The organism is Nocardioides guangzhouensis (assembly GCF_004519545.1).
Taxonomy (GTDB): Bacteria; Actinomycetota; Actinomycetes; order Propionibacteriales; family Nocardioidaceae; genus Nocardioides; species Nocardioides guangzhouensis.
This window is the reverse complement of the sequence record NZ_SDKM01000030.1, coordinates 1-22185: the sequence shown is the minus strand read 5'-3', so window position 1 is coordinate 22185 and position 22185 is coordinate 1. Positions and strand designations below refer to the sequence as shown.

The window sequence follows — 22185 nt, the reverse complement described above, 5'->3', positions numbered from 1 at the left end:
GGTCAGTCGACGGGGGTCTCGGCGTCGTCGAAGGGGTGGTCGCGGATGTGCTCCTTGGCCGCGCGGTAGGCGCCCTGGATGTACTCCTCGAGCTTGTCGACCTCGACCCGCCACTGGCCGCGACCGCCGATCTTGATCGCCTCGAGCTCCTCGCGGCGGACGAGTGCGTAGACCTGCGCGACGGAGGTGTTGAGCACCTCCGCCACCTCCGCGAGCGTGAGGAACCGCTGGGCGCCGGGCATGGGGGCAACTCTGCCACTCCCGCGGCGCCTCGCGCGCCCCGCCACCCGGGACTGTGGAGAGACGCCCGTGGAACGAACCCCTGTGGAGGGAGCGGGTGACGGATCCCGCCCGTTGTGTCCATGATGACCCCCGTGAGCAGTGATCTCGGGACACTCGACGCTCCGCCCGCGCAGCGGGCCCGCACGCCCGGCTGGCGCGACCCCCGGCTGTGGCTGGGCGTCGCCCTGGTCGCTGCCTCGGTGCTGGTGGGCGCCCGTCTGGTCGGCGGCGCCGACGACACGGTCGAGGTCTGGTCGGCCGGCGGCGACCTCGCCGCCGGTCAGCCGGTCACCGAGGGCGACCTGGTCGCGCGTCGGGTCCGGTTTGCCGAGGCCGTCGACGTCGACCGCTACCTGCGCGTCGGCGACCCGCTCCCGGACGACGCCACCCTGACCCGGGCGGTCGGTGACGGCGAGCTGCTGCCCTCGGGAGCCCTGGGCTCGGCCGAGGAGGGGCTCACCGAGGTGCCGATCTGGGCGCCCGCCGAGGTGATCCCGGCCAGCGTCGAACCCGGGTCGCTGGTCGACGTCTGGGTGACGCCGACGCCCGGTGGTGGCGCGAGCGCGAAGGGCTCGGTGCTGGTCCTCGACGACGTCCTGGTGATCGCCGTACCCCGTGGCGAGGACTCCTTCGGTCCCGGCGGCAGCCGCCAGGTCCTCGTCGGGGTCGCCGACGGGGCGGCTCCCGAGGTGGGACAGGCGCTCGCCGCCGCCAAGGACGACCGCGTCGTCATCACCCGGCAGGGCTGAGGCGTGGAGAGGACGGGGGTCCTGGTCGTCGCGGCCGGCGCGGGCTGGGAGTCGGCGGCCCTGGCCGCGCTGGGCAGCCATCCGGGCATCGTGGTGCTCAAGCGGTGCGTCGACGTCACCGACCTGATGGCGACCGCGGCGACCGGCCAGGCCCAGGTGGCGGTGCTGTCGCTCGACGCACCCGGGCTCGACCCGGCGGCGGTCGACCACCTGCGCAGGCACGCGGTGGCGTCGGTGACCGTCGTCGCCGGCACCGACGATGCGGCAGCCCGGGTGGCCCGGCTCGGACCGGTCACGACCGTCGACGTCGGCAGCCTCGACCGCCTCCCGGACGCGGTGCTCGTCGCCGCCGGGCCCGGCGGGGACGACGAGCCGACCCGCACCGGCCCGCTGGCCGCCCGGGGCACCGGCCAGGTCGTCGCCGTCTGGGGACCCGGCGGCGCACCCGGCCGTACGACGGTCACGCTGGGCATCGCGGGCGAGCTCGCCCGCCGCGGCGTCGACCCGCTGGTCGTGGACGCCGACCCGTGGGGCGGCGCGGTCGGCCAGCACCTCGGCGTCCTCGACGAGGTGGCCGGGCTGCTCGCCTGCGCCCGGCTGGCACCGGAGACCGAGCTGCCAGGCCGGTTCCTCGGGCTGCAGCGCCGGGTCGCGGGCCTCCGCGTGGTCACCGGGCTGCCGCGTCCCGACCGCTGGGTCGAGGTCCGTGAAGGCACCGTCGACGCGGTCCTCGGGCTCGGCCGCCGTCAGGGCGACGTGCTCGTCGACACCGGCTTCACCCTCGAGCACGACCCCACCGACGCGTACGCCGGACGGGCCGGCCGCAATGCGATGACCCTCGAGGCGCTGGCGGCCGCGGACACCGTCGTCGTCGTCGGCAGCGCGGACCCGGTCGGCCTCTCCCGGCTGGCCCGGGCCCTGGTCGAGCTGGCCGAGCACGCCGGTGGTCGGCCGGCGGTCGTCGTGGTCAACCGGATGCGCGCCTCGCTCGGCTGGGCCGAGGCGGAGGTGGCCAGCATGGTCCGCGACTTCGGCTCCGTCGCCGCCCTGCACTTCCTGCCCGAGGACCGGGCCGCGGTGGACCGGGCGATGGTGGCCGGCCGCACCCTGGCCGAGGGCGGCGAGTCGGCCCTGACCCGGGCGTTCGGTCGGCTGGTCGACGACCTCGTGCCGCGCTCCGCGACCCCGACGAAGCGGGGGCTGCTCAGGCGCCGAACAGCAGGTAGAGCCCGCCGATCGTGAAGCCCACCATCACCACCAGCAGCGAGAGCTGACCGGTCAGCTGGTGCCGCTTCGGCAGCAGCTTGACCGCCCGGTCGTGCGCCGCGATCACCGCGACCACGTGACCGGTGATCACGCCGCCGACCTTGGTCAGCGCCAGGAAGGTCGGGTGGTTGGACAGCCAGTAGTTCACCGCCCGGTTGCCGGTGCCGAGCAAGTTGGCGCCGGTGCTGAACGGGTCGCTGAGGTAGATCACGGTCTGCTGGCCCACCTCGACGAGGTAGCTGAGGTAGTGGGCCACGACGTAGCCCACGATGATCGGCACCAGCGAGTGCGCGAACTGCCCGGGCAGGCTGAGCCGGTGGTGGTCGTCGTGGATGCCGGTCATCATCGTGGCCGCGCCGAACAGGATCCCGACCGCGAGCACGAAGCCCAGGAGGGCGGCGAGGTTCAGCCAGTCGGTGTCGATGTCGGTCGACTGGATGGTCGTCAGCCAGGTCGAGGAGTCCTTGAACGAGTCGAACGCCGTGCTGCCCAGCAGCACCGAGCAGACCGCCAGCAGGCCGGGTCGGACCGGGGTGAGGTCGAGGTTGGCGAGCGGAGAGCGCACGACGAGGTTCCCGTCGCCGTCGCGGCCCCAGACCGAGAGCCGCGAGACCAGCGTGGAGTACACCTCGAACGGGTCGGCGTTCTCGAAGAACCGGTTGCCGAACACGGCACCACCGATCAACATCACCCCGACGTACGCCGCGCACCACAGGCGGGCGGGCCCGAGCTCGGTGCTGAAGGGGTACACGAGCTCGAACCAGACGAACGCGAACAGGCCGACGGCCGCCGGCCAGTGGCCGAGCCACCGGGGGTAGTCGCGCAGCCCGACCTCCGGATCGGACCCGGAGAGCTTCGCGAGCAGCAGGTTGATCGTGCGGACCGGGCTGATCGCCTTGTAGAACGGGCCGAAGAACAGCGACATCGGGACGATGCCGACCCAGAGCAGGACGAAGAACACCCCGAAGAACGGGTTGATCAGCAGGTCCTTGCCGAACACGGCCGCGGCCGCGACGTACAGGAAGAACGCGAAGCCGAGCACCCGCAGCAGCGGCGCGAACCAGGGCCCGTCGACCATGTCGGCCACCCAGCCGGGCGCCGGGCGCGGCCGTCGGTCGCCGGTGTTGAAGCGCGGGGTGCGCCAGGCGAGGGCGAGGACGGTGAAGGAGACGGCCAGGGCGGCGCAGGCGCCGGCGATGGCGTACTCGGCGGGGATAGGGAGGTCCTTGGCCCCGCCGATCCCGTGCGCGAACAACCTCAAGTCAGCGGACCTCGACCTGGACCACGACCTTGTCGAGGTGGTGCGACTCGATGTCCACGATCCCCGGCTGGTCGAAGGTCACCTGGTGGGTGGAGGTGCCGGCGTCGTAGGCGACCTCCTGCTCCGGGGTGGAGTGCACGTGCAGCTCGCCGGGCTTGTCCGCGGTGATGTCCAGCGTCAGCGGCTCGCCCACCTCGGCGTCGATCCGCTCGCCGTTGGGCGTCACCGAGTCGCCGGAGAACGTGATGTCCACCACGGTGCCCTGGGGCTCGGCGCTCGGCGAGCCGGTGCCACCGTCGGTCGGCGTCGACTCCTGCGAGGTCGCCGGGTCGGCGGGGGAGGAGTCGTCCTCCGCGCTCGCACAACCGGCGAGCAGCGCTCCGGTCAGGACGATCAGGGCAGCGGCGGGGGCGACCCACCTGCGGCGACGCGGCACGACGTACTCCTCGGACACGGTTCGATCGAGACGGGGACCCACCCGCACCCGGGCCGGGTCTCTGCCAGAATCCCATGCAGGGCAAGGAGATGACCACCGGGGCCGGACGGTGGTCGTGGGAGCGCTCGACGACCGGTCGCGGACACAGGAGTGAGCATGAGTGAGCGGCTGCGGCCGCGGGACCTGGCGTTCCTGGCCAGCGAGTCCTCCTCGGCCCCGATGCACAACGCGACCCTGGAGGTCTTCGACCCGGGCGACTCCGGGTTCGACTACGCGCGCCTGACCGAGCTGATCGCGGACCGGATCGCGTTCGTCCCGCGCTACCGGCAGCGGATCCAGCAGGTCCCGGGCCGGATCGCCAACCCCGTGTGGGTGGACGACGCGCGCTTCGACCTGAGCTTCCACGTACGCCGGTCCGGGCTGCCCCGGCCCGGCACCATCGAGCAGCTGCGCGAGCTGGTGGGCCGGATCATGTCGCGGCCGCTCGACCTGAGCCGCCCGCTGTGGGAGGTCTACTTCATCGAGGGCCTCTCCGAGGGCCGGGTCGCGATCCTGTCGAAGTCGCACCAGGTCCTCGTCGACGGGGTCGAGACCGTCGACCTCGGGCAGGTGCTCCTCGACACCACGCCCCAGGCCAAGGACCTCGACGCCGACGACTGGATGCCGCGCCGCCCGCCGACGGCAACCGGGCTGGCCGTCGACGCGGTGGTCGAGAGCGTCCGCGACCCGCACACCCTGGCCGCGACCACGCGCAGCCGCGCCGAGTCGCTGCTTCGCGGTGCGTCCGCGACCCGGGACCGGGTAGGCCAGGTGGTCAACGCGCTGGCCAACCGCCGCCCCCACCCCGAGTCGCCGCTGTCGGCCCACCTGTCCGAGCAGCGCCGGTTCGTGACCGTGCGCACCGACCTCGAGGACTACCGCCGGGTCCGGGCCGTGCACGGCGGCTCGGTCAACGACGTCGTCCTGGCCACGGTCACCGGCGCGCTCCGGGCCTGGCTGATGGCGCGCGGCACGCCGTCGTCGGGGATGAGGCAGCTCAAGGCGATGGTGCCGATGTCGGTGATCGACGACGACCTCGAGGCGACCTCGCTGGGAACCCAGATCACCGGCCACCTGGTGGCGCTCCCGATCGGCGAGGCCAGCCCGGTGGTCCGGCTGCACCAGGTCTCCTACGCGTTCCAGGCGCACAGCGAGACCGGCCGTGCGGTGGCTGCCAACCGGCTGGCCGGCATCGCGGGCTTCGCGCCGACCACGTTCCACGCGCTGGGCACCCGGGTCGCCGCCGACGAGGTGCGCCGCGGCTTCCACGTCGCGGTGACCAACGTGCCCGGCCCGCAGTTCCCGCTGTACGCCGCCGGGGCGCGGATGCTCGAGACCTATCCGGTGCAGCCGCTGCTGCCGGGCCAGGCGCTGGCGATCGGCATCACGTCGTACGACGGCGGGGTCTACTACGGCCTGACCGCCGACCGCGACGCGCTGCCCGACGTACAGCTGCTCGGCCAGTGTGTGACCGAGGCGCTCGAGGAGCTCGTCGACAGCTCCAGCGAGTCCCGGCCGCGGGCGCCTCGTGGGCGCCGGAAGCCGGTGAAGAAGTGAGCACCCGGGTCTACGTCCCCACCACCCTCGACCGGCTCGCGGCGTACGTCGAGGCGGGGCGGGTGCCCGCCGCCGACGAGCGGCTGGTCGCGCCGGGGGACGACGAGGAGGCGGAGTACGACGCGCTGATGGCGGCCGCGGACGATGCGGCGCTGCTCCTCGACGGCCCGGGGCGCCGGGTGGTGCTGGTCGCGGAGGTCGCCGACACGGACGGTGACCTGCCTCGCAAGCGCTGGGTGTCGGTGCACGCGGACACCGAGGACGACCCCGACCCGGAGGCCGACCTGGCCTGGTTCGCGACCCAGGAGATCCCCGACCTGCTCGACGGGCGGTCCGGTCGCTAGTCTCGGCCGCATGGACGCGATCACCTTTCCTCCGGCTCCGGTCAACGAGCCGAACCTGACCTATGCCCCGGGCAGCCCCGAGCGGGCCGCGCTGGTGACGGAGATCGAGAAGCTCGAAGCCACGCAGCACGACCTCACCGGCACCATCGGTGGCGCGAAGAAGATGGGCGGCGGCGCCGAGATCCAGGTGGTCCAGCCGCACGACCACCAGCACGTGCTCGGGGTGCTCAAGAACAGCACGGTGGCGGACGCGAAGGAAGCGGTCGCGGCCGCGACCGAGGCGGCGCCGGCCTGGCGTTCGCTGGCCTTCGACGAGCGCTGCGCGGTCCTGCTCAAGGCCGCGGACCTGCTGGCCGGACCGTGGCGGCAGCGGATCAACGCGGCCACGATGCTGGGCCAGTCGAAGACCGCGTTCCAGGCCGAGATCGACTCCGCGTGCGAGCTGATCGACTTCTGGCGGTTCAACGTCCACTACGCCAAGCAGATCCTCACCGACCAGCCGATCGCGAACAGCCCGGGCATCTGGAACCGCACCGACCACCGGCCGCTCGAGGGCTTCGTCTACGCGATCACGCCGTTCAACTTCACCGCGATCGCGGGCAACCTGCCGACGGCGCCGGCGCTGATGGGCAACACGGTGATCTGGAAGCCGTCGCCGACCCAGCAGCTCGCCGCGCACCTGACCATGGAGCTGCTGGAGGAGGCCGGCATGCCGCCCGGCGTCATCAACATGCTCCCCGGTGACGGCCTCGACGTGTCCAAGGTCGCGCTGGCGCACCCCGACCTGGCCGGCATCCACTTCACCGGCTCCACCCCGACCTTCCAGCACCTGTGGAGCACCGTCGGCCAGAACATCGCGAAGTACCGCTCCTACCCCCGCATCGTCGGCGAGACCGGCGGCAAGGACTTCGTGGTCGCGCACCCCTCGGCCGACCCGGACGTGACCCGGGTGGCGCTGCTGCGCGGTGCGTTCGAGTTCCAGGGCCAGAAGTGCTCCGCCGCGTCGCGGGCGTACGTCGCGAAGTCGGTGTGGCGGAAGATGAAGGACCGCTTCCTCGCCGACGTCGACGGCCTCGCCATGGGCGACGTCACCGACCTGTCCAACTTCATGGGCGCGGTCATCGACGACCGGGCGTTCGCAAAGCACAAGTCCGCGATCACCCGCGCCAAGCGCAACAAGAACCTCTCGATCGTGGCCGGTGGCCAGCTCGACGACTCGGTCGGCTACTTCGTCCGCCCGACCGTCGTGGAGTCGACGGACCCGACCGACCAGATGTTCTCCACCGAGTACTTCGGCCCGATCCTCGCGGTCTACGTCTACGACGACGCCGACTTCGGATCAGTCGTGGGGCAGATGGAGTCGTTCGCGCCGTACGCCCTGACCGGCGCGATCATCGCCCAGGACCGGCAGGCGATCGCCTGGGCGCGCCAGGAGCTGCGGTTCGCGGCCGGCAACTTCTACATCAACGACAAGCCGACCGGCGCGGTCGTCGGGCAGCAGCCGTTCGGCGGCGCCCGCGCGTCCGGCACCAACGACAAGGCCGGCGCCGCGGTCAACCTGCTGCGCTGGACCTCGCCCCGGTCGATCAAGGAGACCTTCGTCCCGCCGAAGGACCACCGCTACCCGTACATGGACACCGGCTCGGGGAGCGGCGACCTCACACCGTCCGAGTAGCCCGTGCCTGTTCCGCTCCCGCTGCACCTCGGCGGGCTGCACCCGTTCGAGCAGCTGCTGGTGCTGGCGATCGCGTTCGGTCCGTTCGTGGTGCTGTGCGTGGTCGTCTGGTTCCGCCGGCGACAGGACCTGGCCGACGAGCGGGCCGCCGCCGCGGTCGACCCGGACCCGCCGCTGGACAAGGAGTAGCCGAGAGGCAAGAACTGGCCGCTGGTGCGGGTCAGGCGCGGTCGTAGCGCCGGGCCAGCGTCCGCAGGTGGTCGCGGAGCGCGGCCGGCTCGTCCACCGAGAAGTCCAGTCCCAGCATCCCGATCCAGACCGCGACGACCTCGAGGCTGTCGCCGCCGGTGACCAGGACCGACTCGGTGTCGGAGACCGCCTCGACCGTGCCGACCGCGGGGTTGATCCGGTCCAGCACCTCGTCTGCCGGGGCGTGGACGCGGATCCGGGCGTGGACGGCCCAGCCGGTGCGCGCGACCTCGCGGACCACGAACGCCGTGAGGTCGCCCGGGAACGGCAGTGGGGTGAACCGGCGTCCGCCGGGGACACGGAGGTGCAGCCAGTCGACGCGGTACGGCGCCCAGGCGCCGGAGGCCGGGTCCCGGCCGACGAGGTACCACCGCCGCTGCCAGCCCACCAGGTGGTAGGGCTCGACCTCGCAGCGGTCCTCCCCGTAGAACGCACGCAGACCCCGGTGGTCGCGGATGGCCGCCGCGATCTCGTTGAGCACCTCGGCGTCGACCACCGGGTCCTCGACGTTGGACTCGGTGTTGACCGGTCCGGCGCTGGTCGCCTGGCGCAGCGCGGTCAGCCGCTGGCGCAGGTGGTCGGGCAGCACCTGCTCGAGCTTGGTGAGCGCCCGGCCGCCCGACTCCTCGAACCCGCCGATGCCGGTCGCGGCGCGCAGGCCGACCACGACCGCGACCGCCTCGTCCTCGTCGAGGAGCAGCGGTGGCAGCTTGGCGCCGACGCCGAGACGGTAGCGGCCCCCGGGACCGCGACCGGCGTCGACCGGGTAGCCGAGCTCGCGGAGGCGGGTCACGTCGTTGCGCACGGTCCGGTCGGTCACGCCGAAACGTTCCGCGAGCTCGGCCGCGGACCAGTCGGGCCGGGACTGCAGCAGGCCGAGGAGGGCCAGCATCCGGGCCGAGGTCTCGCGCATGCCGCCTCCGAACACGGATCGAGGAAGCTGTCTGACCGTTCAGAATACCGGAAGTTGTCCTTCCGGCACTCCTCCTACCGTCGACGTACCAGGTCACACCGAACGAGGAGCACACGATGACCACCGCGACCACCACCGAGATCCGTCCCTTCCACCCGCACTTCCCCCAGGCCGACCTCGACGACCTGCGCGAGCGGCTCGAGCGCACCCGCTTCGCGCCGGCCGCGCCCGGCGACTCCTGGGACTACGGGACGCCGCAGTCCTACCTGCGCGACATGGTCGAGCGCTGGAAGCAGCTCGACTGGCGCGAGGTCGAGGCCCGGCTCGACGCCTTCCCGAACCACCTGACGGAGATCGAGGGCCAGACCGTCCACTTCCTGCACGTCCGCTCCGAGGTCGAGGGCGCCCGGCCGCTGCTGCTCGCGCACACCTATCCCGGATCGGTCCTCGACTTCCTCGACATGATCGAGCCGCTGACGAACCCGGTCGCCCACGGCGGCCGCGAGGAGGACGCGTTCCACGTCGTGGTGCCGTCGATGCCCGGCTTCGGCTTCTCGACGCCGGTCGCGGACGGTCCGTGGACGATGGCCCGGGTGGCGCGGACGTACGACGCGCTGATGCGCCGGCTCGGCTACGACGGCTACGGCACGCACGGGAGCGACGGCGGCGCGCTGGTCTCGCGGGAGCTCGCCGTGCTGGACCCCGAGGGCTTCCTCGGCGCCCACGTGCTGCAGCTGTTCTCGTTCCCCACCGGCGCGCCCGGCGAGATGGACGGCTTCGGGGAGAAGGAGTACGCCGCGCTCGCCCACCTCCAGTGGTTCCAGAGCGTCGGCGGCTACAACGCGATGAACGGCACCCGCCCGCAGACGGTGGCGGCCGGGCTCGCCGACTCCCCGGTGGCGGTGCTCGCCTACAGCGAGCTGTTCGAGAGCTTCGGCAACGGCACCAGCCTGGTGTCGCCGGACCAGGTGCTGGCGCAGGCCACCCTGTACTGGCTCACGAACACCTACGCGACGGCGGCGCGCTACCACTACGAGGAGCAGCACGCCGGCGCCGAGCCCGTGGTCAGCCAGGGCCGGATCGGGGTGGCTGTCTTCAAGGACGACTTCCAGACCATCCGGGCCTTCGCCGAGCGGGACAACGCGAACATCGAGCACTGGTCGGAGCTCCCGCGCGGCGGCCACTATGCGTCGCTCGAGGTGCCCGAGGACGTGGTCGCCGACCTCCGGTCGTTCTTCGCCGGAAGCCGCTGACCACGACGCAGCACCGCCGAGCGGCCAGCCCTTGCGGGACCAGTGGCCAGGTCTTGCGCAAGCGCTGGCCACTCGGCGCGCACGACCTGGCCGCTGGAGTCAGCTGCCCTCGTGGGGGACCAGGACCCACGTCTTGTCCGCCCAGGCGGCCGCGCAGGTGTTCTCCGCCACCGTCCCGCGCATGCCGGTGGTGCCGGGGTCGACCTGCTCCAGCCCGCTCCAGACGAGGCGGTCTCCCGCGCTGCAGGCGCTGGAGTCCGCGGAGCTGGTCAGCGTGAGGCCCCTGCCGCGCAGCGACCACTGGCCACGGTCGACCGGCTCACCGGACTCGTCGATCACGGAGTAGGAGCCGTCGGGGTCGATCTCCAGCACGTGCCCACCACGTTCGGCCACCCAGACGCCGTACAGGGACCCCGGCAGGCCCGTCGCCGGCCCCCAGCCGGGCTCAGCGGAGAAACCGAGGTCCTCCAGGCCCTTCGACGGCGCGACCTGCTCCAGGACCCACCGCGCGTCCCGCATCTGGGAGCAGCTGCCCGTTCCCGGCTGGGTGTGCACGACGTGCGCGAAGCCGGGCTCCGGGAGGGAGGCGCGCATGGCGAAGGTCTGTCCGGCACAGCCGGCGCGTCCCCCGGAGACGTGCACCGTGACCAGGTCGCCCTCGATCTCGTACCTGCCCTCGACGGCCGGGTCGTCGAACAGGCGACCCCGGTCGTCGGACGCAACGTAGTCGGGGGCCGAGAACCGCAGGTGGACGACGCCGTCGTCCACTCGCCAGACCCCCTGGAGGAGGTCGGGCGTCGGCGCGTCCCCTGCGAGGAAGTCCGCGTTCACGTCGACGGAGGGCGACGGCGCCGGCGCGGGACCCGCCGGCGGGGCCGACCTGTCGTCGCCCAGCGTCCGGTAGACGCCGACCCCCACGATCGGGAGCACCACCGCGGCAGCCGCGACGGCGGCGAGGGTACGGCGACGGCCGAGCCTCCGCTGCGTGTCGAGCCGCTCGTCCACGGCGTTGCTTGCATTCCTCAGGTCTTGCTCGGTCACCACGACACCTCGTGTCACTGCCGCGATGTCCCGCGCGAGTCGCTCTTCGATGCTGCTCATCGGGTCACCTCGATCCGCTGCTGCAGGGCCTGCAATCCGCGATGGGTGTGGGCCTTGACCGACCCCTCGCTGATCGTCGCCGTACCCACGACCGGCAGCGGTTGAGCACCGCGGAACGGAGGTACGCCTCGGCGGCCTCCGGGTCTCGCAGTGAGGACCACTGGCGGTGCAGGGAGACGAAGGCGTCCTGGACGGCGTCCTCGGCGGCCTCGCGACTGCCCAGCATGACGACACCGAGACGGAGGAGCGCGGCGTAGTGACGGCGGAACAGCACGTCGACGAGCTCGACACGGGTCGCCGGCGTCGCCGTCCCGCACCCGCCGTCGGCACGCCCCTCACCACCCATCGGCAGCATCTCCTCCGGCACGGAGCTCGTCATGCCCGAGAGTCGTTCGACCGCGTCTCAGGTTGACACACGTGCCGGGGTTCTGGACCAGTTGGCCAGATCCGTCGGGAGGGGTCAGCGGCCGCCGGCGAGCCAGTCGTTGCCGACCCGGCCCTGCAGCTTGAGCAGGTTGCCCAGCACCTGACCGATCAGCTTCTCGACCTTGCCGCCGATCAGCGGGATGCCGACGTGGATGTCGGTGTCGACGGTCTGGACCGTGGCGTCGCCCTCGGACCGCAGGGAGACGATGCCGCCGATCACGCCCGGGGTGCCCGGGATCGTGATGTCGAGGGCGCCCTCGTCCGGCTCGGCCCAGGTCTCCTCCTGGCGGATGGTGTACTCGTCGCCGAGGAACTTGCGGGCCAACCCGGGCAGGTCCCGGGAGGACTGCTGGGTCTCGACCACCGCGGCGAAGCCGTCGGGGCCGTTCGGGGTGACCGAGACGTCGTAGGAGTCGGCTCCCGCCTCGGCGGCGACCTTCTCGCGGAACGCCGCGTCGCCCAGCATCGCGTAGACCTGCTCGAGCGGTGCCTCGAAACGGATCTCCTTGTGGAACTTCAGGCTCATGCGTGCTCCTCCAGCCAGCGCCGACCGACCTCGTTCTCGGTCCTCAGGGACTTCAGCAGCTTGTCTCCCACCAGTCCCTCGATCTTGCCACCCACGAGGGGGATCCCGACGGTGATCTCGAGGACGACGCGCTCGACGACGCCGGAGCCGTCCTCCTCGACGGTCGCGGTGCCGCTGATCTGCCCGGGCTTGCCGGGGATGCTGACGTCGATGTCGCCTCGGGTGGGGCTGCCCCACGACTCCTGCTGCACGATGCGGATCTCGTCGCCGACGAACGTCCTGGCGAAGCCCGGGATCCGGTCGCCGGACTGGGTCTGGTCGACGGTCACCGCGGTCCCGTCGACGGTGACGGTACGGCGCACCATGTCGCGCTGCGCATCGCAGACCGCCTCCCGGAACGCGGGCGTCATCAGCATCGCGGAGACCTGGTCGGCGGTCGCCCCGGGATAGGTCAGGTCGTGGGAGATGCGCTTCATGGCGGTCATCATGGCCGATGCCCGGAGGGGTGGCTAATGTCCGGGCCATGGGAGAGACGAACAGCCACGGCGACACGGCGGCACCGGACCTGCACTTCGGCGAGCAGGGCGCGCAGCTGACCTACGGGTCATACCTGCGTCTCGGGCAGCTGCTCGACGCGCAGCACCTCGAGTCGGACCCGCCGGCCCACGACGAGCTGCTGTTCATCACCATCCACCAGGTCTACGAGCTGTGGTTCCAGCAGCTCCTGCACGAGGCCACCAACGCCCGACAGGCGATGCACGACGGCAGGCTGTGGTGGGCACAGCACCTGCTGAACCGGATGCACGTGATCGAGCGGGTGCTGGTCCAGCAGATCGACGTGCTGGAGACGATGACCCCGCAGGACTTCCTCGAGTTCCGGCAGCGGCTCGCCCCGGCCTCCGGCTTCCAGTCGGTCCAGTTCCGCGAGCTGGAGTTCCTCTCCGGCGCCAAGGACCCGTCGTACGTCGACCGGTTCCGCGGGCTGACCGACGCCGAGAAGGCCCGGCTGGCCATGCGGCTGGAGGAGCCGACGCTGTGGGACGCCTTCCGTGGCGTGCTCGTCGACCAGGGACTCGCGGCCGCGGACGACGACGAGATCCGCGCCAGCCTGCGCACCGCGGCGCACGACCGGTCGTCGTACCCCGAGGTGTGGGCGCTGGCCGAGGCGCTGCTCCAGCACGACGAGCTGGCGGCCGCCTGGCGGGCCCGTCACGTGGTCATGGTGGAGCGGATGATCGGCTCCAAGACCGGCACCGGGGGGTCCTCCGGCGCGGCCTACCTGGCCAGTCGGTTGCCGCTGCGCTACTACCCCTTGCTGTGGGAGCTGCGCTCGCTGCTCTGAGGTCCCCGGGGCGGCCGGTCCGGACCCCGTGCGCGACCCGCCCGGGCCCGAGTTGTCGGGGTCACATCGGCGGTCATAGTGTCGGGTTGTGTCGAACACCCTCGATGACAGCAAGTCCGAGCTGATCGCGAAGGCCATCGAGCTGGCCGTGCATCGCAAGGGCACCGGCGGGCCCCCCGCCGAGGTGGTGCCCGGCCTCCTCAAGGCCTACTACCGCCACGTCGCCCCCGAGGACGTCTGCGACCGCTCCGAGGTCGACCTCTACGGCGCGCTGGCGCACCACTACAAGCTCGCCGCGAACCGCCCGCAGGGCACCGCCCAGGTCCGGGTGTTCACACCCACCGTCGCCGAGCACGGCTGGTCCGCCAACGCGCACTCGGTGGTCGAGGTGGTCACCGACGACATGCCGTTCCTGGTCGACTCGATCACGATGGAGCTGGCCGCGCAGCAGCGCAACATCCACGTGATCGTGCACCCGCAGTTCGAGGTGCGCCGCGACATCACCGGTGGTCTGGAGGACGTCCGCGCCGCCGACGACACCGTCGCCGAGACCGACGAGGCGGTGATCCGCGAGTCCTGGATGCACGTCGAGATCGACCGGATCCCCGAGCACGAGGACGTCACCGCGATCGAGGCGTCCCTGCAGAACGTCCTGCGCGACGTGCGCGAGGCGGTCGAGGACTGGCAGCGCATGCACGCGGCGATCCGTCACATCGTCGACGAGCTCGCCACCAGCCCGCCGCCGCTGCCGGTGGAGGAGATCGAGCAGGGGCGGGCCCTGCTCGAGTGGCTGGCCGACGACCACTTCACCTTCCTCGGCTGCCGCGAGTACCGCCTCGAGAGGCAGGGCGACGACGAGGTGCTGCGCGCGATCCCCGGTACCGGGCTCGGCATCCTCCGCGCCGACCAGGACATGTCGGCGTCGTTCGGCAAGCTGCCCGAGCTGGTCAAGGCGAAGGCCCGCGAGAAGAAGCTGCTGGTGCTGGCCAAGGCGAACTCCCGGGCCACGGTCCACCGGCCCGCGTACCTCGACTACGTCGGGGTGAAGCAGTTCGACGAGAGCGGCGAGGTGGTCGGCGAGCGCCGGTTCCTCGGCCTGTTCTCCAGCGCGGCGTACACCGAGTCCGTCAACCGGATCCCGATGCTGCGGGAGAAGGCGGCCGACGTGATGGCCAGGGTCGGCTTCGACCCGCACAGCCACGCCGGCAAGGCGCTGATGGACACGCTCGAGAACTACCCGCGCGACGAGCTGTTCCAGACTCCGGTCGAGGAGCTGGCACCGATCGCCGAGGCCGTCATGTACACCCGCGAGCGGCGCCAGCTCCGGCTTTTCGTGCGCCGCGACACCTACGGCCGCTACCTCTCGTGCCTGGTCTACCTCCCGCGCGACCGCTACAACACGACGGTCCGCGAGCGCATCGCCGCGATCCTCAAGGAGCGGCTGGGCGGCGAGTCGGTCGAGTTCACCGCGCGGGTCAGCGAGTCCAACATGGCCCGCCTGCACTTCGTGGTGCGCCCGCCCAAGGGCGAGCTGCTCGGCGACGTCGACGTCCCGGACCTCGAGCGGCGGCTGGTCGACGCGGCCCGCTCCTGGCAGGACGACTTCACCGCGGCGGTCACCTCGGAGTACGGCGAGGAGGCCGGCTCGCGGCTCGGCCGGATGTACGTCAACTCCTTCCCGGAGGCCTACAAGGAGGACTTCTCCGCACGCACCGGCTCGGTCGACCTCGGGCGGCTGGAGTCGATCAGCGGGGGCGACGGGATCGACCTGTCGATGTACGAGCAGATGGACGCCGGCCGCGGCGAGGCCCGCCTCAAGGTGTTCCGGATCGGCTCGCCGCTGTCGCTGAGCCAGGTGCTGCCGATGCTCAGCTCGATGGGGGTCGAGGTCGTCGACGAGCGGCCCTACCAGCTCGAGGACCTGCCGCGACCGTCGTACATCTACGAGTTCGGGCTGCGCTACGGCCGCGCCCTGCCGTCCGGAGCACGCGAGCTGTTCCAGGACGCGCTGCTGGCGGTCTGGGACGGCCACAACGAGATCGACGGGTTCAACGCGCTGGTGCTCGCGGCCGGGCTGACCTGGCGCCAGGCGACCGTGCTGCGGGCGTACGCCAAGTACATGCGCCAGGGCGGCACGCCGTTCGCGCAGGACTACATCGAGCACGCGCTCCGCAACAACGTCGACATCACCCGGCTGCTGGTGCAGCTGTTCGAGGCGCGGTACGCACCCGGCCGCGACAACCTCGCGTCCGACGCGGACGCGAGGCTCGGCAAGGTCCGCGAGATCGAGGAACGGCTCGGTCGGGCGCTCGACGACGTGGCCAGCCTCGACCACGACCGCATCCTGCGTTCCTACCTGACCCACATCCGGGCCACGCTGCGCACCAACTACTTCCAGACCTCCGCCGACGGCGGCACCAAGCCCTACATCTCGTTCAAGCTGGAGCCGTCCGCGATCCCGGAGCTCCCCGAACCGCGGCCGAAGTACGAGATCTTCGTCTACTCCCCGCGGGTCGAGGGCGTGCACCTGCGGTTCGGCCCGGTGGCCCGCGGCGGCCTGCGCTGGTCCGACCGCCGTGACGACTTCCGCACCGAGGTGCTGGGCCTGGTCAAGGCGCAGATGGTCAAGAACACCGTCATCGTCCCGGTCGGGTCGAAGGGCGGCTTCTTCGCCAAGAACCTGCCCGACCCGTCCAACCGCGACGCGTGGCTGGCCGAGGGCATCGAGTGCTACAAGACCTTCATCTCCGGCCTGCTCGACATCACCGACAACCTGCGCGACGGCCGGACGGTGCCGCCGAAGGACGTGGTCCGCCACGACGGCGACGACTCCTACCTCGTGGTCGCCGCCGACAAGGGCACCGCGACGTTCTCCGACATCGCCAACGGCGTGGCCCAGGACTACGGCTTCTGGCTCGGCGACGCGTTCGCCTCCGGTGGGTCGGTCGGCTACGACCACAAGGCGATGGGCATCACCGCCCGCGGCGCCTGGGTGTCGGTGCAGCGCCACTTCCGAGAGATGGGCATCGACTGCCAGGCCGAGGACCACACCTGCGTGGGCATCGGCGACATGTCCGGAGACGTCTTCGGCAACGGGCTGCTGTGCTCCGAGCACACCCGGCTGGTGGCCGCGTTCGACCACCGCGACATCTTCCTCGACCCGACGCCCGACGCCGCGTCGTCGTACGCCGAGCGCCGGCGGCTCTTCGACCTGCCCCGCTCGTCGTGGCAGGACTACGACAAGGGCCTGATCTCCGAGGGCGGCGGCATCTTCTCCCGCGGCCTGAAGTCGATCCCGATCACGCCGCAGGTCGCCGAGGCGCTCGACATCGACGCGTCGATCACCTCGATGACCCCGGCCGAGCTGATGAAGGCGATCCTGCTGGCGCCCGTCGACCTGCTCTGGAACGGCGGCATCGGCACCTACGTGAAGTCGCGCGGGGAGAGCCAGGCGGAGGCCGGGGACAAGGCCAACGACGCGATCCGGGTCAACGGCGAGGACCTGCGGGTGCAGTGCGTGGGCGAGGGCGGCAACCTCGGGTTCACGCAGCGCGGCCGGATCGAGTACGCCGCCGAGGGCGGCCGGATCAACACCGACTTCATCGACAACTCGGCCGGCGTGGACACCTCCGACCACGAGGTGAACATCAAGATCCTGCTGGACCGGGTCGTCACCGACGGCGACCTCACCGCCAAGCAGCGCAACCAGCTGCTGGCGTCGATGACCGACGAGGTCGGCGAGCTGGTGCTCCGCGACAACTACGAGCAGAACCTCGCCCTGGCCAACGCCGCCGCCAACGCCACCGGGCTGCTGCACGTGCACGAGGACTGGATGAAGCAGCTCGAGCGCGACGGTGTGATCAACCGCGAGCTCGAGGCGCTGCCGACGACCCGGGAGGTACGCCGTCGGCTCGACCGGGGCGGGTCCCTCACGGTCCCCGAGCTGTCGGTGCTGATGGCATGGACCAAGATCGTGCTCGCCGACGAGCTGCTCGACTCCGACCTGCCGGACGACCCGTTCCTGCGCACCGACCTGTTCGCGTACTTCCCGTCGCAGATGCGGCAGGGCTACCGCTCCCAGATGGAGGGGCACCAGCTGCGGCGCGAGATCATCGTGACCCAGGTGGTCAACGACCTCGTCAACGGCGCGGGCATGACGTTCTGGCCGCGGCTGGCCGGAGAGACCGGGGCCTCGCCGGCGGAGCTGGTCCGGGCGAACTTCGTGGCCCGGGAGATCTTCGGCTCGCTGGAGCTGCGCCAGGAGCTCGCGTCGTACGACAACAAGCTGCCGGCCGCGGTGCAGACGAAGATGCGGATCGAGATGCGCACGCTGGTCGAGCGGGCCTCCCGCTGGCTGGTCACCAACCGGCGCCCGCCGCTGGACAGCGAGGCGACCGTCGACTTCTTCGGCGTGACCGCCCGCAAGGTGATGAACGAGCTGCCGTCGCTGATGACCGGCCGGGAGCTGCTCGCGTTCGAGGAGCGGCGCGACGCGCTGGTGGCGCAGTCGGTGCCGGAGGACCTCGCGACCCGGGTGGCGGTGCTGCCGCCGGCGTACATGGTGCTCGGGATCGTGGAGACCGCGGCCCGCGACGGCCTCGACGCCCTCGAGGTGGCCCGGGTGCACTTCGCGCTCGGCGAGCGGCTCGGGCTGCCGCTGCTGGTGTCCAGGATCCTGGCGCTGCCGCGCGACGACCGCTGGCAGACCATGGCCCGGGCCGCGTTGCGCGACGACCTGCACGGCGTGCACACCGCGCTCTCCTCGCAGGTGCTGGCCGCCACGTCGTCCGAGGACCCGGCGCCGGTCAGGATCGCCACGTGGGAGGTCGGCGACGAGGTCGTGGTCACCCGTGCGGCTCAGACCCTGGAGGAGATCTGTGCGGACGACGACGCCGACCTGGCGCGGATGTCGGTCGGGCTGCGGGTGGTGCGCGGGCTGCTCTCCTGACGCAGCCGGCTCACCGCTAGCCTCCCGTCATGGCTGACACGATCGACCCCACCCTGCTCGGGGTCGCCGACACCGTCCGGCTCACCACGACCGGGGAGCTGACCGCGGTCGCCGCGGTCGAGGCGTCGCTGGCCCGGATCGCCGCGATCGACGCGCAGCTCAACGCGTTCTCGGTGGTGCTCGGGGACGCCGCGCTGGCCGAGGCCGCCGACCGGGACCGGGCGCTGGCCGCGGGCGAGACGCCCGGGCCCTTGCACGGCGTACCGGTGGCGATCAAGGAGGAGATCGACGTCGCCGGCTGCGTCACGACGTACGGCGGCGTCGCGAACAGCACCCCGGTGGCCGCCGACGCCGAGGTCGTACGCCGGCTCCGCGCGGCCGGCGCGGTGGTCGTCGGCAAGACCACGATGCCGGAGTTCGGCGCGTTCCCGTACACCGAGTCGGTGGCCCGCGGGTTCACCCACAACCCCTGGGACCGGAGCCGCTCGCCCGGCGGCTCCAGCGGCGGCACCGCGGTCGCGGTGGCCACCGGCATGGTCCCGGTCGGGCTCGGAGGTGACGGCGGCGGCTCGATCCGGGTCCCGTCCGCGTGCTGCGGCCTGTTCGGGCTGAAGCCGCAGCGGGGCCGGGTGACCACCGCACCGACCGAGCACCTCTGGTGGGCCCTGGGCACCGCCGGGCCGCTGGCCCGCAGCGTGCTGGACAGCGCGATGGTCTACGACGTGATCCGCGGGAACGTGGAGACCGACCTGTTCCGGGCCGGCCCGACCGGGTCGTTCGTCGAGGCCGCCGGGCGCGATCCCGGACGGCTGCGGATCGGCTGGTCCGCGACCTGCCCGACCCGCGGGGTGCGGCCGGACCCGGTGCACGTCGCGACCCTGCAGGAGGCGGCCACCCGGCTCGCCGACCTCGGCCACGAGGTCGTCGAGGTGGACCCGCACTACCCGGACACCACGTTCGCGTTCGTGCCGCAGTTCTTCGCTGGCATCCGGGCCGAGGCGGACGCGATGGAGCACTACGAGCGGCTGGAGCGGCGGACCCGTCAGAGCTACCGGATGGGCGCCTGGGTGCGGCCCGGCGTGCTGTCGTGGGCGTTGAAGCAGGGGGAGAAGGTGGCGGCGAAGGCGAACCGGGTCTTCGACGAGTGCGACGTGCTCCTCATTCCGACGATCGCGCACCGGCCCCCGAAGATCGGGGTGATCACGGGGAAGGGCACCGTGCGCTCGTCGCTGGCCTCGCTGCCGGCGATCGGCTACGCCGCGCTCTGGAACGTCACCGGCAACCCGGCCGCGTCCGTGCCCTGTGGGATCGCCGCCGACGGCCTGCCGACCGCCGTCCAGCTGGTCGGGAGGACCGACGACGAGACCACCCTGCTCTCGCTGGCCGCGCAGCTCGAAGCGGCGCATCCCTGGCCTCTGCAGGCACCCCGGTAGGTTGCCCGCCCTGGGGCGATCGAGGTCACGGACCTGCGCAACGCCCCGGACCACGCGGGCGTCCTACCGGCTGCCGAGCCCGGGGTCCGTGCGGAAGTAGGCGTCCAGCCGGGCCGCGAGAGCGGCCTCGTCGGGCCGGAGCTCGCTTCGCATCTGCGCGAAGAGGTCGCGAGGGTGCAGACCCAGGTCGTTGTGGTCGAAGTGGCGCTTGTCGACCGTCCGGAGCCGGGCCATGACCTGGGCCAGCGCCGCGGCATCCTCCGCGCCGAAGGCCGCAGGTCCGTAGGCATGGTGGGACGCGTCGGGTGTGACCAGCAGGCCCAGCCGTTGCAGCGTCGGCAGGTCGTCCTCGACCTCGCGGCGGTAGATCGTGGTGAGCAGCTCACGCTTGTCCGCGTCGGTCAGCGCCGGGTTCGTGACGACGGCGCTGATGGCTCCCCGGAGCTGGTCCCGGCGTCCCGAGAACTTGGCCCGGGTCCCGCTCGTGGTGTGGTTCTGCCACTTCCGGATGAACTCCTCCGCCGAGAAAGACTCGTAGTGGAGGACGTGGAAGTCGTCGGAGGAGTGGGCGGGCACTTCCTGCTTGTCGGTGTCGAGCACCCGGTGGATCCGCAGGTAGCGGTCGAGGGCCGGGCGCATCCCGGGCTTGCCGTGCGTGTGGCCGTTGAAGTACGCCGTGTTCGCGGGCTCGGCGATCACCCCGAGCATCGTGAGCAGGCACAAGGTGTCCTCGTCCAGGAGCTCCTTGAAGATGTCGACCTCACCGTCCCAGTGCGGCCGGCTCACCGCCTCGCGCGTCCGGAGGGACACGCACGGGACGTCCGGGGGAAGGGCGAGCAGGCGCTCCTTGTCGATGTCCAGCCGCTCGTCACCGTCGATGTGGAAGACCCAGTGCACCGCCGGCAGGATCGCGAGGGCGCAGCTGACCAGGGTGGCGTTGGTCATCTGCCGCTTGTTGAGGTCACCCGGCCGCCGCGGGTTCCAGTACCGGGATCCCGTGCGCACGACGGTGACGGACTCGTGCTCCTTGAGGTACTGGTGCGCCTCGGCGACCTCCTCCGCGGCCCCCTCCAGGAACACGAACAGGTGGTCGGCGCCGGCAGCGAGGTTGCCCTCCACGAACGCCTTGATGTTCGCGGCCGAGTCCTTGACGGTGCTGACCGTGCACACCAGGGGACGGTCCCCGCGCCGCCTAGCCCCGGGCACGTGCCTGCCCCGGAGTCGCGTCGTCGCCGTGGCGCGCCAGGGCGCCCTGGACGCGAGGGATGTGCCGCCTCGCGGAAGGCTGGACCCACCAGCCGGCCCCGATCGGCTGGATGTCACGACCCGTGAGACGGGCAAGGCGTCTCGCGAGGCTCCGGCGCATGCGCAGCAATGTACTAGGGGCGCCGGCGTGCCCCGATCCGCCCTCCCCGGTTCCGCGGGGACGGGGACAGAGCTAGCGTCCTGGCGGGAGGTGCCGCGATGACCGAGATGGCCGACCTGTACGACGCGTGCCTGGACGAGGTGGACCGGCTGGCGGCGACTCTCACCCCCGAGCAGCTCGCGAGCGTGGTGCCGGCGACACCGGCGTGGACCGTGCACCAGGTGATCGCCCACCTGGCCGGAAGCGCTGCCGACGCCAGCACCGGCCGCATGGACGGGGCGCCCGGGTCGGAGTGGACCGCCCGGCACGTCGCCGAGCTCGAGGGCCGGTCGCCGGGCGAGCTGGCCGCCTCACTGCGCTCCACGCAGGCCGCGGTCGCCGCGTCCACCGAGGGCAACCCGCGGCCCGCGATCGTCTGGAACATCAGCGTCCACCTGGCCGACGTGCACGAGGCGCTCGGACTGCCGGTCCTCGACGCGGCACTGTGGCAGCCGGTGCTCGCGGCCGTGGGCCCCTACCGGCTCGCCGGGGCGCCCGCCCGGGTCCGCTGCGGGGACGAGGTGTGGGGGAGCGGTGACGCCGAGGCCGTGGTCACGCCGTACGAGCTGTTCCGGGCGCTGTTCTCCCGCCGTTCCCGTGCCCAGATGCAGGCGTGGGGCAGCCCCGCCCTCACCGCCGAGCAGCTCGACGGGGTGCCGGTGTTCGGCCCTCGCGACGACGACCAGCCCCTCCCCGCCTGACGCCGAACCGTCCGAGATAACGGCCCGAGCCGTGCGAAACGCCTGCCCGACGTGCCCCGAATTGCTGGCCGAGGTGCCCCGAGTTGCGCGCCGAGGTGCCCCGAATCGCGGCCTGCTCGCGTCCTACCTCGGGACCTGTCAGGGACATCAGTGGGTGGTCAGGCATCGAAACGCCTGACCACCCACTGATCCACCGGGCGGCCGGGGAATCGTGAGGCGCCGGCCGCAAGACCGGGCACCTCGCCCAGCGAGACCGGGCACCTCGGCCAGCAAGACCGG

The 22185-nt window shown here is 72.0% G+C and carries 20 protein-coding genes; 11 read left to right on the top strand and 9 right to left on the bottom strand.

Going from position 1 to position 22185, the window contains the following annotated elements:
- Window positions 1-2: 2 nt before the first annotated feature.
- The gene (locus EKO23_RS18225; protein ID WP_134719557.1) at window positions 3-242 is read right to left on the bottom strand and encodes a helix-turn-helix domain-containing protein; all 240 of its coding nucleotides are present in this window, start codon (window positions 240-242) and stop codon (window positions 3-5) included.
- Between the two features lie 132 nt (window positions 243-374).
- On the opposite strand from EKO23_RS18225, the gene EKO23_RS18220 reads away from it, so the two are divergent.
- On the top strand, window positions 375-1031 hold the full coding sequence (locus EKO23_RS18220) for a CpaB family protein (RefSeq protein WP_134719556.1): 657 nt from the start codon (window positions 375-377) through the stop codon (window positions 1029-1031).
- Window positions 1032-1034: 3 nt separating this feature from the next.
- Window positions 1035-2273, top strand: a complete 1239-nt coding sequence (locus tag EKO23_RS18215; protein WP_134719555.1) for a CpaE/TadZ family protein — start codon at window positions 1035-1037, stop codon at window positions 2271-2273.
- Here EKO23_RS18215 and EKO23_RS18210 read toward each other — a convergent pair.
- Together EKO23_RS18210 and EKO23_RS18205 are read right to left on the bottom strand one after the other, a co-directional pair.
- Complete coding sequence (locus EKO23_RS18210; RefSeq protein WP_134719554.1) at window positions 2236-3558, bottom strand: hypothetical protein; 1323 nt, start codon at window positions 3556-3558, stop codon at window positions 2236-2238. The two genes, EKO23_RS18215 and EKO23_RS18210, sit on opposite strands and share 38 nt — an antisense overlap.
- Window position 3559: 1 nt before the next feature.
- Window positions 3560-4012 (bottom strand): hypothetical protein, encoded by a 453-nt coding sequence (locus EKO23_RS18205; protein ID WP_134719553.1) that lies wholly within the window; start codon window positions 4010-4012, stop codon window positions 3560-3562.
- A 138-nt stretch (window positions 4013-4150) separates the two neighbouring features.
- On the opposite strand from EKO23_RS18205, the gene EKO23_RS18200 reads away from it, so the two are divergent.
- Genes EKO23_RS18200 through EKO23_RS18185 form a run of 4 tightly spaced genes read left to right on the top strand, consistent with a single transcriptional unit; the run spans window position 4151 to window position 7798 of the window.
- Window positions 4151-5590 carry a WS/DGAT/MGAT family O-acyltransferase gene (locus tag EKO23_RS18200; RefSeq protein ID WP_134719552.1) on the top strand — a complete coding sequence of 480 codons (1440 nt, stop codon included), beginning with the start codon at window positions 4151-4153 and terminating at the stop codon, window positions 5588-5590.
- The gene (locus EKO23_RS18195; RefSeq protein ID WP_134719551.1) at window positions 5587-5934 is read left to right on the top strand and encodes a DUF6912 family protein; all 348 of its coding nucleotides are present in this window, start codon (window positions 5587-5589) and stop codon (window positions 5932-5934) included. The genes EKO23_RS18200 and EKO23_RS18195 overlap by 4 nt, the downstream gene beginning before the upstream one ends.
- Window positions 5935-5944: 10 nt before the next feature.
- On the top strand, window positions 5945-7609 hold the full coding sequence (pruA, locus tag EKO23_RS18190) for an L-glutamate gamma-semialdehyde dehydrogenase (protein ID WP_134719550.1): 1665 nt from the start codon (window positions 5945-5947) through the stop codon (window positions 7607-7609).
- Between the two features lie 3 nt (window positions 7610-7612).
- The gene (locus EKO23_RS18185; protein ID WP_134719549.1) at window positions 7613-7798 is read left to right on the top strand and encodes a hypothetical protein; all 186 of its coding nucleotides are present in this window, start codon (window positions 7613-7615) and stop codon (window positions 7796-7798) included.
- Window positions 7799-7829: 31 nt separating this feature from the next.
- Here EKO23_RS18185 and EKO23_RS18180 read toward each other — a convergent pair whose 3' ends face one another.
- Entirely contained in the window at window positions 7830-8771 is a 942-nt protein-coding gene (locus EKO23_RS18180; protein ID WP_134719548.1) for a helix-turn-helix transcriptional regulator, read from the bottom strand.
- A gap of 116 nt (window positions 8772-8887) precedes the next feature.
- Here EKO23_RS18180 and EKO23_RS18175 point away from each other — a divergent pair, with 116 nt between their 5' ends.
- Window positions 8888-10024 (top strand): epoxide hydrolase family protein, encoded by a 1137-nt coding sequence (locus EKO23_RS18175; protein ID WP_134719547.1) that lies wholly within the window; start codon window positions 8888-8890, stop codon window positions 10022-10024.
- Between the two features lie 99 nt (window positions 10025-10123).
- Here the strand turns inward: EKO23_RS18175 and EKO23_RS18170 are convergent, their stop codons facing one another.
- The 4 genes from EKO23_RS18170 to EKO23_RS18155 form a co-directional block, all read right to left on the bottom strand.
- Window positions 10124-11125 (bottom strand): hypothetical protein, encoded by a 1002-nt coding sequence (locus tag EKO23_RS18170; protein WP_134719546.1) that lies wholly within the window; start codon window positions 11123-11125, stop codon window positions 10124-10126.
- Between the two features lie 4 nt (window positions 11126-11129).
- Window positions 11130-11504 (bottom strand): RNA polymerase sigma factor, encoded by a 375-nt coding sequence (locus tag EKO23_RS18165; protein WP_217702691.1) that lies wholly within the window; start codon window positions 11502-11504, stop codon window positions 11130-11132.
- An 81-nt stretch (window positions 11505-11585) separates the two neighbouring features.
- Complete coding sequence (locus tag EKO23_RS18160) at window positions 11586-12077, bottom strand: DUF2505 domain-containing protein (protein ID WP_134719545.1); 492 nt, start codon at window positions 12075-12077, stop codon at window positions 11586-11588.
- Window positions 12074-12553, bottom strand: a complete 480-nt coding sequence (locus tag EKO23_RS18155; RefSeq protein WP_167880547.1) for a DUF2505 domain-containing protein — start codon at window positions 12551-12553, stop codon at window positions 12074-12076. Before EKO23_RS18155 ends, EKO23_RS18160 begins: the two co-directional genes overlap by 4 nt.
- Window positions 12554-12600: 47 nt before the next feature.
- On the opposite strand from EKO23_RS18155, the gene EKO23_RS18150 reads away from it, so the two are divergent.
- From EKO23_RS18150 to EKO23_RS18140, 3 genes are all read left to right on the top strand, one after another.
- Complete coding sequence (locus tag EKO23_RS18150; protein WP_134719543.1) at window positions 12601-13419, top strand: tryptophan 2,3-dioxygenase; 819 nt, start codon at window positions 12601-12603, stop codon at window positions 13417-13419.
- A gap of 88 nt (window positions 13420-13507) precedes the next feature.
- Window positions 13508-18367, top strand: coding sequence for an NAD-glutamate dehydrogenase (locus tag EKO23_RS18145; protein WP_134719542.1), 4860 nt, complete (start codon window positions 13508-13510; stop codon window positions 18365-18367).
- Between the two features lie 29 nt (window positions 18368-18396).
- Complete coding sequence (locus tag EKO23_RS18140; RefSeq protein ID WP_134719541.1) at window positions 18397-19800, top strand: amidase; 1404 nt, start codon at window positions 18397-18399, stop codon at window positions 19798-19800.
- A 63-nt stretch (window positions 19801-19863) separates the two neighbouring features.
- On the opposite strand, the gene EKO23_RS18135 is transcribed toward EKO23_RS18140, so the two are convergent.
- Window positions 19864-20970, bottom strand: coding sequence for a glycosyltransferase family 2 protein (locus EKO23_RS18135; protein WP_134719540.1), 1107 nt, complete (start codon window positions 20968-20970; stop codon window positions 19864-19866).
- A gap of 294 nt (window positions 20971-21264) precedes the next feature.
- On the opposite strand from EKO23_RS18135, the gene EKO23_RS18130 reads away from it, so the two are divergent.
- Complete coding sequence (locus tag EKO23_RS18130) at window positions 21265-21906, top strand: maleylpyruvate isomerase N-terminal domain-containing protein (protein ID WP_134719539.1); 642 nt, start codon at window positions 21265-21267, stop codon at window positions 21904-21906.
- Window positions 21907-22185 lie beyond the last annotated feature (279 nt).